Genomic DNA, 14,696 nt, shown 5'->3' with positions numbered 1-14,696 from the left:
TTTAGGGTGTCTCCATGACCGAGCCGACCCAGCCGCCACCGGGCAAGCCGTCCCGCGCCCAGCGGCGGGAGAAGCGCTGGGAAGCACCCCCGGGAGCACCGCCGGTGCCCACGGTGCCCACGGGTCCGGCCGGCTCACCCACCGCCGAACCCGCCCCGCCCGGCCGGAGCCCATACGGTCAGCGATCCGCACCTGCGCCGATGCAGGAGTCCAGTGGCAACTACGGCCACTTCACCTTCCCGCAGATGCCCAAGGCGAAGTTGGAGCCGCGCGCCGTGCTCGGCCTGATCACCTCGGTGCTGGGTTTACCCGGGCTGGTGCTGGGCCTGCTGGCCCGCCCCCGCGTCAAAGGCGGACGACGACGCAGCCCGGCACTGGCGATGAGCGCCATCGTGCTGGGGGCGCTGTTCACGGTCGGGTGGATCCTGACCGTGATCACCTTGGCACTCACCGGCACGTTCGACCGCCTCACCGAGACCCCCCAGGCCGGTGACACCGACACCCCGCGCACGATCGCCTCGGCCACCCTGGCCGAAGGCAACTGCATCCTCACGCTGCCCCCGGCCCGCCCGGTGGGTGATGTGCGGGTGGTGCCCTGCGCGCAGACCCACATCGCCCAGGTGATCTCGGTCCACACCCTGGACGGTGACTTTCCCGGGCAGGAGGAGTTGGAGGCCCAGGCCGACCAGGTCTGCACCGACCAGGTCGAGGCGTTGCCCACCGAGGAGGTCCCGGTGATGCCGTGGTACCTGATTCCCAGCGGCGAGGGTTGGCAGGAGGGCAACACCCAGCTGATGTGTCTGGCCCGTGGTGCCAACGGGCCGTTCGAGGGCGACCTGCTGAACTGACTGTCCTGGCTCAGACGAAGTGGATCGACCGGTGCAGCCGCGTGCGCCAGTCGAAGAGCACGTCCGCCTCCAGCCCGGGCACCCCCGGGACCCCGGTGCGCAGCAGTGCGGCGATCGCGCTGCTGCGCACCACCATCCGCCGCAGCCGCCGCGAGCGCCCCACCACCGCGGTGTCGGCCTCCAGGTGCTCATCGGGCAGCACCACCACCAGCGCGGTGAAGTGCAGCCCCCAGGAGCGCGCTGCCCGGAGCCGGCCGGCCAGGTCCTTCATCGGCCGCTCCCGCTCGGCCAGCCCCTCGCTGTGCAGGTCGCGGGTGCCCAGCCGCACCGGCGCACCCCAGTCCTCGGATTGGATCGCGAACAACCCGGTGGGCCCCAGCGCGATGTGATCGATCTTGCTGTGCCCGGCCGCGCCGGCCGCACGGGTGCTTCTGCTCGTGGCCACGTCATGCCAGACGGTGAACGCCGAGCCCAGGTCGGCCAGCGCTTTGGCGGTGGCCTCCTCGGCGACGGCATCGGCCAGCAGGTGGCGGATCTCCCGGGGTGCGCGCCGCACCAGGGCGGGTTCGTAGGGGTCGGTCAGGTCCACGCCGCGCCCGACCCACTCGCGCACGAGCGTCAGGTACTGCTGGCGCGACCACCCGCCGGGGTGCCCGTGGGATCGGGCCCGCGCCGGTGCCGAACGCGAGGCCGAGGATCGCCCCGCAGTACCGGCGGCCCAGACCCGCTGCTCCGGTTCCGGCCCGGCAGCGGGTGAGCTCCGCCGTCGTCGGTCATGCGCGGCGCGCAACTGCGGGCTGCTCACCTGCGCCCAGGCCAACTGCACGGCCGCGAACACCTCGGGGTCTCCGCCCAGATCGGGATGGGACCGGCGCATCATGCGGCGGTAGGCGCGCTTGAGTTCGGCATCGGAGGCCTGCGCGGACACCCCGAGCACCTCATAGGCGCTTCTGCCCATGAGTCGATCGGACATGCCAGCAACCTCCGGGGGACGGACCAGCACACCTTAACCCGCGTGGGCACCCATTCCATCGCCCCCGTCGTCCACGGCCGCCGGGATGACGCCGCGCTGCCGCCGTGGCAGCACCGGCCGATAGGGTGCGTGACCATGAGCACGCCGTCGCACGCCCCCGGGCGCACCAGGGGACGACGGCGAGCGCGGTTCGCCGCGGCGGTCGCGGCGGTCGTGGCGGTACTCGCCCTGGCAGCGGTCGCCGGCGTGATGATCTCCCGCAGCGGGCAGGACGAACCCGCCCCCGGTGATACCGATACCGCGGTCGATGTGCCCGAGACGCGGTTGGCCCTGGGGGCGTGCCTGGAGTCGTTGGAGTACGTGCACGACGATCTGTTCCGCCAGGTCCCGTGCGCGGCGCCGCACCAGGCCGAGGTGGTGGCCACCGAGGAGATCACCGACGCGCAGTTCGACAGCCGCTACGCCTACTCCCGGCAGGCCGAGGAGCATTGCCTGCCGGTCTCCTACCAGGTGGTCCCCGATGAGGTCGACACCGCGGCGCTGCGCACCCACACCATCTCCCCCACCTCCGGTTCCTGGGAGGAGGGGGATCGCATGATGCGGTGCCTGCTCACGGTGGAGCCGGACCATCACCTGACCGGCAGTTTCACCGCCGGGGACGTGGAATTGCACACCGAAGCGATGTGAGGTCCGACCGATCGCCCGCCGTGGTCAGTCGCTGGTGAGTACCAGGCCCGCGCTCGTCTCCTGCGCGCGATCGACCGTGACGCGATCTCCGTCCACCGTCTCCCCGGCCAGCAGCAACCTCGCCAGGGGGTCCCCGATCTCCCGCTGGATGAGCCGGCGCAGCGGCCGGGCCCCGTAGGCGGGGTCGTAGCCCTCCAGGGCCAGCCACTCCCGCGCCGCGGGGGTCACCTCCAGTTGCAGCCGGCGGTCGGCCAAACGGTCCGCCAGCTGGCGCACCTGCAGGTCCACGATGGTGCCGAGCTCATCGATGGTCAGGGCGTCGAAGACGACGATCTCATCGAGACGGTTGAGGAACTCGGGTTTGAACGAGGCCCGCACGGTGGTCATCACCGAGTCCTTCTTCGCCGCCGGGTCCAGGGAGGGGTCCACCAGGAACTGTGATCCCAGGTTGGAGGTGAGCACCAGGATGGTGTTGCGGAAGTCCACGGTGCGGCCCTGACCGTCGGTCAGGCGCCCGTCGTCGAGCACCTGCAGCAGGATATCGAAGACCTCGGGATGGGCCTTCTCCACCTCATCGAGCAGCACCACCGAGTAGGGCCGGCGCCGCACCGCCTCGGTGAGCTGACCACCCTCCTCATAGCCCACGTACCCGGGCGGGGCACCGACCAGGCGGGCCACGGAGTGCTTCTCGGAGTACTCGCTCATGTCGATGCGCACGATGGCGCGCTCGTCGTCGAAGAGGAAGTCCGCCAAGGACTTGGCCAGTTCGGTCTTACCCACACCGGTGGGTCCGAGGAACAGGAACGAACCGGTGGGCCGGTCGGGGTCGGCCACCCCGGCGCGGGAACGGCGCACCGCATCGGAGACGGCTCCGACGGCGTCGCGCTGGCCCACCAGACGCTGGCCGATGACCTCCTCCATGTGCAACAGCTTCTCGGTCTCCCCCTCCAGCAGTTTGCCGGTGGGGATCCCGGTCCAGGCCGCGACCACCTCGGCGATCTCCTGGGGACCCACCCGCTCGGCGATCATCGGGGCCTGCTCGGTGGTGCCGGCCTCCTCGGCCTCGGCCTCGGCGATCTCGCGTTCTACGCCCGGGATCTCTCCGTAGCGCAGCCGGGAGGCGGTCTCCAGGTCTCCCTCGCGCTCGGCGCGGGCCGCCTCGGTGCGCAGCGTATCCAGCCGCTCGCGCAGATCACCGGCCCGGTTGCGGCCGGCCTTCTCCGCCTCCCACCGGGTGGTCAGTGCCACCAGTTCCTCCCGGCGGTCGGCCAGATCGGCGCGCAACTGCGCGAGTCGCTCGGCGGAGGCCTCGTCGTTGTCGGCGTCGGAGAGGTAGGACTCCTCCATCTCCAGGCGGGTCACGGCCCGCTGGAGTTCGTCGATCTCCATCGGGGAGGAGTCCAGTTCCATCCGGAGTTGGGAGGCGGCCTCATCGACCAGGTCGATGGCCTTGTCCGGCAACTGCCGTCCGGTGATGTACCGGTGCGAGAGCGACGCCGCAGCCACCAGAGCACCGTCGGCGATCTCCACCTTGTGGTGGGCTTCGTACTTCGGCGCGATGCCGCGCAGGATCGCCACCGTGTCCGGCACCGAGGGCTCATCGACGAACACCTGCTGGAACCGGCGCTCCAGGGCGGCGTCCTTCTCGATGGACTCGCGGTACTCATCCAGCGTGGTGGCCCCCACCATGCGCAACTCACCGCGGGCGAGCATCGGCTTGAGCATGTTGCCCGCGTCCAGGGTGGAGTCTCCACCGGTGGCGCCGGCACCGACCACGGTGTGCAGTTCGTCGATGAAGGTGATGATCTCGCCGTCGGAGTCCTTGATCTCATCGAGCACCGCCTTGAGGCGCTCCTCGAACTCCCCGCGGTACTTCGCCCCGGCCACCATCGCTCCCAGGTCCAGGGAGATCAGGCGCTTGCCCTGCAGGGAGGCGGGCACGTCGCCGTCGACCATCCGCTGGGCCAGGCCCTCCACCACGGCAGTCTTCCCGACGCCGGCCTCCCCGATGAGGACGGGGTTGTTCTTCGTGCGCCGGCTGAGCACCTGCACCACCCGGCGGATCTCGGTGTCGCGCCCGATGATCGGGTCGATGCGTCCCTCCTGAGCGGCGGCGGTCAGGTCGGTGCCGTACTTCTCCAGGGCCTGGAAGGTGCCCTCGGGGTCCGCTGTGGTGACCCGTGCCGAACCCCGCACGTTCGGTAGCGTGGCCGCCAGCGCGTCGCGGTTGGCACCCATGGAACGCAACACCTCACCGGTGTTGCCGGAGTCGGCCGCCAGGGCCATGAGCAGGTGCTCGGTGGAGACGAACTCATCCCCCAGCGCCTTGGCCTCCTCACCGGCGGTCTTCATCACCGTGGCCAGGCCGCGAGACACCTGGGGCTGGTTGACCGAGGTTCCCGAGGCGGCGGGCATGCCCGTGAGGACACCTTCGATGCGCCCGGCGACCATGGCCGGGGCGACCCCCAGGGCGTTCAGCAGCGCGACGGCGATCCCGTCCTCCTGGGCGAGCAGGGCGGCCAGCACATGGGCCGGCTCAACCTGGGCGTGACCGGCGGCCGAGGCGTTGCGGACGGCTGCCGACAGCGCCTCCTGGGACTTGGTGGTGAGTTGTGTGTCCAACGTTCGCTTCCTCCGCGAGCAGTGTCAGGGTCCATCAGAGACAACTCCAGTGAAGTTGAGTCTATTCCACTCAAGATGGCCAGCGGGCATCGTCCTGGGGCCGCCGGCGCGAGTGGCGCCGGCAGGTGCGGGCACCTAACGTGAAAATCATGGATGAGGCCGCAGCGCAGGAGTACCGCACCTGGTCCGGCTCCGTCCAGTTCACCCCCGGCCGGCATCTCGAACCCGCGGACGAGGGTGCACTCGCCCGCATCATCGGCCGGGCCCGCGAACACGGTCACACCGTCCGGCCCCGCGGGAGCGGGCACTCCTCCACACCGCTGATCGCCTCCGATGACGTCCTGGTGTCGCTGGATGGGCTATCCGGACTCATCGATCACGACACCGAGGCCGGCCTGGCCCGGCTCGGCGCGGGCACCACCCTGGACCAGGCGGGTGCGGAACTGGCGCAGGCCGGCCTAGCGATGGAGAACTTCGGCGACGTGTCCTACCAGACCCTGGCGGGAGCGATCGGCACCGGTACCCACGGCACCGGGCTCCAGTTCGGCAACCTGTCCACCCTCCTGGCCGGGGGGCGGATGGTCACCGGGACCGGAGAGGTGCTCGACTTCGGGACCGACGACGACGCGTCCCCGGCCACCGCGCCACCGCCGGGCAGCCGCCCGGTAGGCGGTGACGACGACATCGCCAGGGCCGGCGCCGGCGCGGGTCGCACCGAGGATGCGCTACTGCGGGCGCTCGGGGTGTCGCTGGGCACGATCGGGGTGATGACGGCGGTGACCATCCGCGTCACCCCCGAGTACGACCTGCGCCGCCTGGAGTGGAGCGCGGGTGCGGAGTGGGCCATCGACCACTTCCTGGAGTTGTCCCTGACCAACCGCAATGCCGACATCTACTGGTACCCCCGCAGGGACGAGGTCAAGGTGCGCACGCTGAACCTGCCCGAGCACACCGCCTCCGTGATGCCGGCAAACGCGCACGTGGTGGCCGAACAGACCGGCCCCAGCCACGAGATCATCCCGACCGTTCCCCCGTTGCGCTTCGATGAGATGGAGTATCTGTTCCCGTTGGAGGTCGGCATGGACGTGTTCCAGGCGGTGCGGGAACGCATCAAGTCCCACCACCGTCAGCACGTGGCCTGGCGGGTCCTGGTACGCACCATCGCGGCCGATGACCTGATGCTGTCCAATGCCACCGGGCACGACTCGATGAGCATCGCCCTGCTGCACAACGCCGAGTTGCCCGAGGACCCCTACTTCGCGGACATGGAACCGTTGCTGCTGGATTACGGCGGTCGCCCGCACTGGGGTAAGAAGCACTCCCGCACGGGCGCCCACCTGGCACCGATGTACCCGCAGTGGCAGCACTTCCAGCAGATCCGACACCGGCACGACCCGGAGGGGGTGCTGATGAACGACTACCTGCGTTCGTTGCTGGAGCAGGACCAGGACGGCGCGAACGGGGACCAGTCATGACCGAGCAGCCGGGGCATCGCATCTGGGTCTTCCCGTCCGGATGCATCCCGGCCACCGGCACCGGGACGGAACCGGAGTTCACCAGCCGTGAGGAGCTGTGCCTGCTCAACCCCGGGCCGCAGGACGTCACCGCCGAGATCGAGGTGCTGCGGGACGATGAGGACCCATCGGGGCCGTTCACCCTGGCGGTCGGCGCGCGGCGGGTGCGGCATGTGCGGATCAACGACCTGTTCGACCCGGTGCCGGTTCCGCTGGGGGTCCCCTACGGGTTGATCGTGCGCACCGAGCATCCGGTGGTCGCCCAGGTGGTGCGCACCGACACCCGTCGTGACGGCCTGACGGTGTCGGCGATGCAGGGGTACGGAACCGGCTAGGGCCCAGCGACCGCTCCCGGAATCCCCCACCCCGGCGTTCCTCCGCACCCTGGCGCGTCCGCCCCCTGGCGTCGCAAGGTGCTGCAAGGGCCCCGGGCACTGCCGCCCCCTGGCGCGTCCGCGCGCCACGGTGCACGCTGGGCAGATGGGTACCACTGCCGAGACCTCGCGACCTCCTGCCGCTCCGGCCTGGCCCCGCAGCACCACGGAGGTGAATGAGGACGGTCTGAACACCCTGCACCGGTGGTGGCGGGCCGCGAACTACCTGTCGGTCGGACAGATCTACCTGATGGCCAACCCGCTCCTGGACGAGCCGTTGCAGCCCGAGCACATCAAGCCGCGGCTGCTCGGCCACTGGGGCACCACCCCGGGCCTGACGTTCACCTACGCACACATGAACCGTGCCATCATCGAACGGGACCTGGACGCCATCTACGTCACCGGTCCCGGTCACGGCGGGCCTGCTCTGGTGTCCGCCTCCTACCTGGAGGGCACCTGGACCGAGGCCTACTCCGACGTCACCCAGGACACCGAGGGCATGCGCCGGTTGTTCAAGCAGTTCTCCTTCCCCGGCGGGGTGCCCAGTCACGTCGCTGCCGATGTTCCCGGGTCGATCAACGAGGGCGGCGAGTTGGGCTATTCGCTCTCCCATGCCTACGGCGCCGCATTCGACAACCCCGATCTGCTGGTGGTCACCGTCGTCGGCGACGGTGAGGCCGAGACCGGACCACTGGCCACCAGTTGGCATGGCAACAAGTTCCTCAACCCGCGCACCGACGGGGTGGTGCTGCCGATCCTGCACCTCAACGGTTTCAAGATCGCCAACCCGACCGTGCTGGACCGCATCGGGGAGACCGAACTGTTGGAGCTGATGCGCGGATACGGACACAACCCGCACCTGTTCACCGCCGGGTTCGATGACGAACCGGTCGCCGACACGCACCGCCGCTACGCCGAACTCCTCGACGCCGTGCTCGATGAGATCGCCGACATCAAGGCCCGCGCCGCCAACGGTGATGAGGCCCGGCCCGCGTGGCCGATGATCATCCTGCGCACGCCCAAGGGATGGACCGGACCGGTCACGGTCGACGGCGACGTGGTCGAGGGGTCCTGGCGTTCCCACCAGGTGCCCCTGGCGAAGGCCCGCGACGACGACGAGCACCTGCGTCTGCTCGAGCAATGGCTGCGTTCGTATCGCCCGGGTGACCTGTTCAACGACGACGGTGCTCCGTCGTCGGACATCACCGGCCTCTGCCCGCAGGGGCGACGACGGATGAGCGGCAACCCCCATGCCAACGGCGGGCTCCTGCTGCGCGACCTGCGCCTGCCCGATCACCGCGACTTCGCCGTCGACGTTCCCGCCCCGGGCGCACGCATCGATGAGCCCACCAAGGTGCTGGGAAGGTGGCTGACCGAGGTGATCCGGGCCAACCCGGACAACTTCCGCATCTTCGGCCCGGACGAGACGGCCTCGAACCGGTTATCGGGGGTCTACGACGTCACCGCGAAGCAGTGGAACGCCGAGTACCGCGACATCGATGCCGACGATGATCTGGCACCCAGCGGCCGGGTGGTGGAGATGCTGTCGGAGCACATGTGCCAGGGATGGCTGGAGGGCTACCTGCTGAGTGGACGGCACGGGATGCTGAACTCCTACGAAGCCTTCATCCACATCGTCGACTCGATGTTCAACCAACACGCCAAGTGGCTCAAGGTCACCCAGGAGATCCCGTGGCGGGCACCGATACCGTCGCTGAACTACCTGTTGTCCTCGCACGTGTGGCGCCAGGACCACAACGGCTTCTCCCACCAGGACCCCGGCTTCATCGACCATGTGATGAACAAGAAGGCTGAGGTGGTACGGGTGTACCTGCCACCGGACGCGAATACGTTGCTGAGCGTCTACGACCAGATCCTGGGCACCCGGGACTTCGTCAACGTGGTGGTGGCCGGCAAGCAGCCCGGCCCGCAGTGGCTGGACATGGAGGCCGCGATCGCCCACTGCGCCCGCGGCGTGGGCGTGTGGGACTGGGCCGGCTCCGAGGTGGAAGGGGAGGACCCGGACGTGGTGCTGGCCTGCGCCGGGGACATTCCCACCATCGAGACCCTGGCTGCCGCCGGCCTGCTGCGCGAGTACCTGCCGGACCTGAAGGTGCGGGTGGTGAACGTGGTGGACCTGATGCGCCTGCAGGATGACCGGGAGCACTCGCACGGGATGTCCGATCGCGACTTCGACACGGTGTTCACCAAGGACAAGCCGATCCTCTTCGCCTACCACGGCTACCCGTGGCTGATCCATCGGCTGACCTACCGGCGCACGAACCACCCGAACCTGCACGTGCGCGGGTACAAGGAGGAGGGCACCACCACCACGCCGTTCGACATGGTGATGCTGAACGACTTGGACCGCTACCACCTGGTGATGGACGTGATCGACCGGGTGCCGCAGTTGGGCAGCCGGTACGCGGGATTGCGCCAGGAGATGAGCGATGCCCGCCTGACGGCCCGGCAGTACACCCGCGACCACGGTGTGGACATCCCCGAGGTGGCCGACTGGGTGTGGCCGGACGCGGCCGACTCGGGCACCGTCTCCGGCTCGAACGCCCAAGCGGCTGCGACCGATACCGGCGCGGACCACGGCTGAGCCTTCGCCGCACGATGGCACACTCGGAGGATGATGTCGCGGATCTGGCGCCCGGTGGGCGCAGTCCTGATCGCGCTCGTGGTGCTCACCGGCTGCGTGCGCCTGGACGGCGGGGTGACCATCAGCACCGATGACACCCTGTCCGGCGACGTGGTGGTCGCCGTCAGCCAGGCCTGGGCCGAGGCCAATGGTCAGGATCCCTACGCGCTGCAGCGCATCCTGGACGAGGAGATCGCCGCGGCCCCGGATGCCGGCATCGCCGCGGAGCCGTTCGAGGACGGCGAGTACATCGGGGCCACGTTGACGCTGACGGACGTGCCGATCGAGCGGATCGAGGAGTCCACCTCCGGCGCATTGATCGTCGCCGCCGAGGAGGACGGACACGTCGTGGCCGGGCGGTTCGGTGACCTCGACCTCACCGCACCGGACGGGGCCGAGGGGGACGAGCAGGTCGCCACGCCGTGGATGATCGACTTGTCGGTGACCTTCCCGGAGGCTGTCACCGACCACGACGGTACCCTGGTGGGCCGCACCGTCTCCTGGGACCTGGAGCCCGGTGATGACACCCTCTTCGCCACCACCGCAGGCAGCGGCTTCTCCCTACCGGTTCCGGTTCCGGTGCTGCTGTTCGGGCTGCTGCTGGTGGGGACCGGCCTCTGGCTCGTCATCAGCCGACGACGGCGGCAGGCAGCGGGCGAGTAGCACTGACTCGCCGTAGGTGGTCGGCCCGGGCGGGCGTCGGCGACCTCCCGGCCTCTCACCCGAGCGTTCAACTGCACAGTTATCCCCAGGCCGGGCGTCCACAGCGGCGCCCGATATGAACCGCTATCCACAGCGCTAAAGTGGTTCGAACGTTTGTCGGAGGTGGGTTGTAGGTTCGACTCATGTCCATCACCCAGGACCCACCGATGATCCAGGCACCGGCCGTGTTGGCTCAGGTCGCCTCGGTCGTTGGCGAGATGGCCGCCGGTGGGTGGTGGCGGGTGGGTGAGTCAGACCTGGGCCAGGCGCTGGCGCAGGCGGGTCGGATCCGCCACGAGGTGGCCCGGCTCGAGGCCCACGCCGCAGCCGAAGCGATCGCCCGCGGATTACCGGCAGGCCAGGCAATGACGGCGGTGGACTACCTGGTCAAGGTGGGAAGCCAGTACGCCCCGGCGCCACCGCGGGGGCAAGCGATCCACACCGCGCGCATCGCCGCAACGATCAACAATCCCGCACCCGGTGTGGAGAACACCCTTTCCGGGTTCGATGCCGGGCTGATCAGCACCTCGAAGGCCTCAGCGATCATTCAGTTCCACGACGAGGTGGAACCGATCTGCGACACCGAGGCCCTCGCCACCACGATGAAGACGATCAACGAAGGCGCGACCGACCAGGTCCAACCTCCCGACCCGAAGAACGAGGAGGACGACCAGGGCGACCACGGGAACGGCGCCGAAGGACCTGGCGGGCCACCGGTACGCCGATGCGGCTGGACCGAACGGCAACTGTCGCTCCTGCTGCGCCGAGCACGGCGAACCATCAAACCAGCCAAGGACTTGGAAGCCGAGGAGAACGGGCAGCGGATCCGGCGAGCCCTCTACACCCTGCCCGCAGCCGGCGGGATGACCGAGTACCGGATCTTCCTCGACCCCGAAGGGGCGGCCATCATCGACGCCACCCTCTCAGCGCTGTCCAAGCCGCAGCCGGCCGAGGACGGCACGCCCGATCCGCGCAGCGCACCCCGCCGCCGGGCCGAGGCCCTAATGACCATCATCCAACGGGGCGTCTCCGCCCCCGAGGGAACCTCCCAGACCACCAAAGCCCAGGTGTTCATCACCATCGCCCTGAGCGACCTACGGTCCCAGACCAACGGCGCCGGTATCACGATGACCGGTCAGGTGCTCTCCCCAGAAACCATCCGGCGCATGGCCTGTGATGCCTCGATCATCCCCGCAGTGCTGGGTTCGGAGGGAGAGATCCTGGATCAGGGACGTGATGAGCGCCTGTTCACCCGCGCACAACAGCGAGCCCTGTGGCATCGCGACAAGGGGTGCTCGTTCCCAGGCTGCACCATCCCTGCCCAGTGGTGCCAAGCCCATCACGTCCAGTTCTGGGCCGACGGCGGACACACCAACCTGGACAACGGAGCCCTGCTGTGCCAACGACACCACACCCACGTCCACAGCAACGGCCTAACCGCCACCATCACCCCAACCGGGGCCACCTGGCATACCTGAATGTCCCGCCCCACACCCGGCCACCACCGCCGGGCCCGCATCCTTGCGCCAGACATCAATGACACTCCACACCGCAACGACAAGGCGTCCCAAGAGCGGCGCAAACCGGGCAGCGTCAGTGGAGTACGGCGCGGCGGTGCGCCCAGGGGGCGGCGCGCTCCAGGTCTGCGGCCAGGGACAGCAGCACGTCCTCACCCCCGGGTGCCACCGAGGCCAGGGTGACGCCGAAGGGCAATGCCGGCTCGCCGTCGTCGGGTTCGGCGTGGTGCAGCGGGAGGGAGATCGCGGCCTTGCCGATGATGTTCAGGCTGGAGGTCCACGGAGTGAACTCCATCTGGGCCTGGAAGTCCGCGGCCGGGTCCTCATCGTTGCGGATCGCGCCGATCGCCGGTGGTGGGGTAGCCAGCGACGGGGTGAGGATCACATCGAAGTCGGCCCACCGGCGTGCGGCCTGGCGGGTGAGGCGCTGCCCGCCGAGCACGGCTTCGGCGTAAGTCGGCCCGGTGACATCCTTGCCGGCCTCGCGCAGCCACCGGGTGAGCGGGCGCAGGGCGCTCTCACCCCCGGGCGGCAGCGGGATGGACGTGGCCAGGACGGCCCACATCGGACGGAACGGGGCCCACTCCTCGGCGTTGAAGGGAACCGCCGCGGTATCGAGGTGGTGGCCCATGCCGGTGAGCAGGCGCGCCGCCTTGTCCACGGCGGCCAGGGCCTGGGGATGGATCCCCACATCGGCGATGATCGGTTCGGTGAGCACCCCGATCCGGAGCGGCGCGGCGGAGCGTGCGGCGGCCTCGACGAAACGGGTCGCGACGGGCGGGGCGCTGTAGGTATCGCCGGGCCAGGCGTGCGCCAGGACGTCCAGCGCAATCGCGGTGTCGGCAACGGTGCGGGTGAGGACGCCGTTGGTGGACAGGCCGGGGCCATCCAGGCCGTGCGGGCCGGGGCTGATGCGCCCGCGTGCGGGCTTCAAGCCCACCAAGCCACAAGCCCCGGCGGGGATGCGGATCGAACCGCCTCCGTCTGAGCCGTGGGCGATCGGGGTGATCCCTGCTGCCACCGCGGCCGCCGCGCCACCGGATGAGCCGCCCGCGGTCCGGGAGAGGTCCCATGGATTGCGGGCCGGCGGGGCGACATCGGGCTCGGTGTAACAGGGGAACCCGAACTCGGGGGTATTGGTCTTGCCGATCATGGTGGTCCCGGCCCGGCGCAGCAGGGTGACCACGCCGTCGTCGACCTCGGGCACATAGCCCTGCAGCGCCGCGCTACCGGCGGTCATCGGGACCCCGGCGACCTGGTTCAGGTCCTTGATCGGCAGCGGCACGCCGGCCAGCGGCGGCAGGTCAGCCGCGTCGTCGGCCGCGTCGATGGCGCGCTGGACCGCCCTGGCTTGTTCCAGGGCCAGTTCGGGGGTGAGGGTGATGAACGCGCCGATCCGGTCATTGAGTTCTGCTGCACGGTCCAGCGCGTGCTGGGTTACCTCGACCGCACCGAGTTCGCCCTTGGCGATGGTGGCGGCCAGTTCCACGGCAGTGAGATCATCCAGGTCAGACATACCGCGAGCCTACTCTCGGGGAGGTCTGCACCCGGCTCACCGGGTCAACCAGCGCGGACGTCCATGCTGACCGATACCTACCCCTGCGCCACCGGTCCGCCAGACCCCACCACGACCCCGGAGCCAGGCTTCCAGGTACCCTGTACGGCGCCACCATCGATGGCCGCAAGCCCGCACCATCCAGCCGTGAACCACCATCGCCCGATACCGAATCGCCCGATACCGAGAGGCCCTCCCCGTTGCGTGCCCTTTATAAGCCCGGCCCGCGTGCTGGTCTGGAACTTGTCGAACGTCCTGAGCCTGAGCCTGGTCGGGCGGAGGTGAAGATCCGGGTGTTGACTACGGGGATTTGCGGGACGGATCTGCATATCCGTAATTGGGACTCCTGGGCGGCCTCGATGGTGACTGCTCCCTATATTCCCGGGCATGAGTTCTATGGCGAGGTGGTGGCCGTGGGGGATCTGGTGCAGGACGTCAAGGTCGGGGACAGGGTCTCTGGTGAGGGTCATATCGTGTGCGGGACCTGCCGCAACTGTCGCGCCGGGCAACGCCAGTTGTGTATCCGCACCATCTCGGTGGGGGTGCAGCGCGACGGGGCTTTCGCTGAGTTCGTGGTGATTCCGGCGGAGAATGTGTGGGTGCACACCTTCCGGGAGGGGCAGCAGCCCATCACTGCCGAACTGGGTGCGATCTTTGACCCGTTCGGTAATGCGGTGCATACCGCGTTGAAGTTCTCGGTGGTGGGTGAGGATGTGCTGATCACCGGCGCCGGGCCGATCGGGTTGATGGCCGCGGCGGTGGTGCGTCATGTGGGTGCCCGGTACATCGCGATCACCGATGTGTCCGCGCCCCGGTTGGCTCTGGCCGAGCGGATGGGGGTGGACCTGAGTGTGGATGTGTCCAAGACCAGCATCGAGTGGGCTTTCGGGGAGTTGGGGTTGAAGGAGGGGTTCGATGTGGGCCTGGAGATGTCCGGGCACCCCGATGCGCTGCCGGAGATGATCCGGGATATGAACCACGGGGGTCGTATCGCGCTGCTGGGGCTGCCTACTGCCTCCATCGATATCGACTGGTCGGTGGTGGTGACGCACATGCTCACGTTGCAGGGGATCTACGGGCGGGAGATGTTCGAGACCTGGAACGCGATGGCCGCGATGCTGAGTTCGTCCACCTGGCTGCACCACACCATCTCCTCGGTGATCACCGACGTCCTACCCGCCACCCAGTGGGAGCGCGGCTTCGAGATCGCCGCCAACGGCACCAGCGGCAAAGTCGTCCTGGACTGGTCCACCCTCTCCT

11 protein-coding genes are annotated in these 14,696 nt (G+C 69.2%); 8 read left to right on the top strand and 3 right to left on the bottom strand.

What is annotated here, in order from left to right; genetic code table 11:
- The first annotated feature begins 14 nt into the window (after positions 1-14).
- Entirely contained in the window at positions 15-848 is an 834-nt protein-coding gene (locus ACO0LU_RS00055) for a hypothetical protein (RefSeq protein WP_424789396.1), read from the top strand.
- A gap of 10 nt (positions 849-858) precedes the next feature.
- Here the strand turns inward: ACO0LU_RS00055 and ACO0LU_RS00050 are convergent, their stop codons facing one another.
- Entirely contained in the window at positions 859-1,821 is a 963-nt protein-coding gene (locus ACO0LU_RS00050) for a J domain-containing protein (protein WP_424789395.1), read from the bottom strand.
- Between the two features lie 135 nt (positions 1,822-1,956).
- Here ACO0LU_RS00050 and ACO0LU_RS00045 point away from each other — a divergent pair, with 135 nt between their 5' ends.
- Positions 1,957-2,508 carry a septum formation family protein gene (locus ACO0LU_RS00045; protein WP_424789394.1) on the top strand — a complete coding sequence of 184 codons (552 nt, stop codon included), beginning with the start codon at positions 1,957-1,959 and terminating at the stop codon, positions 2,506-2,508.
- A gap of 24 nt (positions 2,509-2,532) precedes the next feature.
- Here ACO0LU_RS00045 and clpB read toward each other — a convergent pair whose 3' ends face one another.
- A complete protein-coding gene (gene clpB / locus ACO0LU_RS00040) occupies positions 2,533-5,130 on the bottom strand; it encodes an ATP-dependent chaperone ClpB (protein ID WP_424789393.1) in 2,598 nt (865 codons plus the stop codon).
- Between the two features lie 149 nt (positions 5,131-5,279).
- On the opposite strand from clpB, the gene ACO0LU_RS00035 reads away from it, so the two are divergent.
- The 5 genes from ACO0LU_RS00035 to ACO0LU_RS00015 all read left to right on the top strand — a co-directional run bounded on the left by ACO0LU_RS00035 (position 5,280) and on the right by ACO0LU_RS00015 (position 11,842).
- Positions 5,280-6,605 (top strand): D-arabinono-1,4-lactone oxidase, encoded by a 1,326-nt coding sequence (locus tag ACO0LU_RS00035; RefSeq protein WP_424789392.1) that lies wholly within the window; start codon positions 5,280-5,282, stop codon positions 6,603-6,605.
- Complete coding sequence (locus ACO0LU_RS00030) at positions 6,602-6,979, top strand: sensory rhodopsin transducer (protein WP_424789391.1); 378 nt, start codon at positions 6,602-6,604, stop codon at positions 6,977-6,979. The genes ACO0LU_RS00035 and ACO0LU_RS00030 overlap by 4 nt, the downstream gene beginning before the upstream one ends.
- A gap of 145 nt (positions 6,980-7,124) precedes the next feature.
- Positions 7,125-9,623 (top strand): phosphoketolase family protein, encoded by a 2,499-nt coding sequence (locus tag ACO0LU_RS00025; RefSeq protein WP_424789390.1) that lies wholly within the window; start codon positions 7,125-7,127, stop codon positions 9,621-9,623.
- 30 nt (positions 9,624-9,653) lie between these two features.
- Positions 9,654-10,325, top strand: coding sequence for an LppM family (lipo)protein (locus ACO0LU_RS00020; protein ID WP_424789389.1), 672 nt, complete (start codon positions 9,654-9,656; stop codon positions 10,323-10,325).
- A 182-nt stretch (positions 10,326-10,507) separates the two neighbouring features.
- Entirely contained in the window at positions 10,508-11,842 is a 1,335-nt protein-coding gene (locus ACO0LU_RS00015) for a DUF222 domain-containing protein (RefSeq protein WP_424789388.1), read from the top strand.
- Positions 11,843-11,957: 115 nt separating this feature from the next.
- On the opposite strand, the gene ACO0LU_RS00010 is transcribed toward ACO0LU_RS00015, so the two are convergent.
- Complete coding sequence (locus tag ACO0LU_RS00010; RefSeq protein ID WP_424789387.1) at positions 11,958-13,397, bottom strand: amidase; 1,440 nt, start codon at positions 13,395-13,397, stop codon at positions 11,958-11,960.
- A 239-nt stretch (positions 13,398-13,636) separates the two neighbouring features.
- Here ACO0LU_RS00010 and tdh point away from each other — a divergent pair.
- On the top strand, positions 13,637-14,696 hold a 1,060-nt coding region (gene tdh / locus ACO0LU_RS00005), incomplete at its 3' end, for an L-threonine 3-dehydrogenase (protein ID WP_424789386.1).

It is taken from the genome of Pseudactinotalea sp. Z1748, from assembly GCF_049725185.1.
In the GTDB taxonomy this organism is placed as follows: Bacteria; Actinomycetota; Actinomycetes; order Actinomycetales; family Beutenbergiaceae; genus CALKWS01.
The sequence above is the reverse complement of the archived record's forward strand: the minus strand, read 5'-3'. Positions and strand labels throughout refer to the sequence as shown.

Excerpts from the sequence above, each read along its gene's own strand:
- ACO0LU_RS00010 (WP_424789387.1), bottom strand. The coding sequence starts at position 13,397 with ATGTCTGACCTGGATGATCTCACTGCCGTGGAACTGGCCGCCACCATC.
- ACO0LU_RS00015 (WP_424789388.1), top strand. The coding sequence starts at position 10,508 with ATGTCCATCACCCAGGACCCACCGATGATCCAGGCACCGGCCGTGTTG.
- ACO0LU_RS00020 (WP_424789389.1), top strand. The coding sequence starts at position 9,654 with ATGATGTCGCGGATCTGGCGCCCGGTGGGCGCAGTCCTGATCGCGCTC.
- ACO0LU_RS00030 (WP_424789391.1), top strand. The coding sequence starts at position 6,602 with ATGACCGAGCAGCCGGGGCATCGCATCTGGGTCTTCCCGTCCGGATGC.
- ACO0LU_RS00025 (WP_424789390.1), top strand. The coding sequence starts at position 7,125 with ATGGGTACCACTGCCGAGACCTCGCGACCTCCTGCCGCTCCGGCCTGG.
- ACO0LU_RS00035 (WP_424789392.1), top strand. The coding sequence starts at position 5,280 with ATGGATGAGGCCGCAGCGCAGGAGTACCGCACCTGGTCCGGCTCCGTC.
- ACO0LU_RS00055 (WP_424789396.1), top strand. The coding sequence starts at position 15 with ATGACCGAGCCGACCCAGCCGCCACCGGGCAAGCCGTCCCGCGCCCAG.
- ACO0LU_RS00045 (WP_424789394.1), top strand. The coding sequence starts at position 1,957 with ATGAGCACGCCGTCGCACGCCCCCGGGCGCACCAGGGGACGACGGCGA.
- ACO0LU_RS00050 (WP_424789395.1), bottom strand. The coding sequence starts at position 1,821 with ATGTCCGATCGACTCATGGGCAGAAGCGCCTATGAGGTGCTCGGGGTG.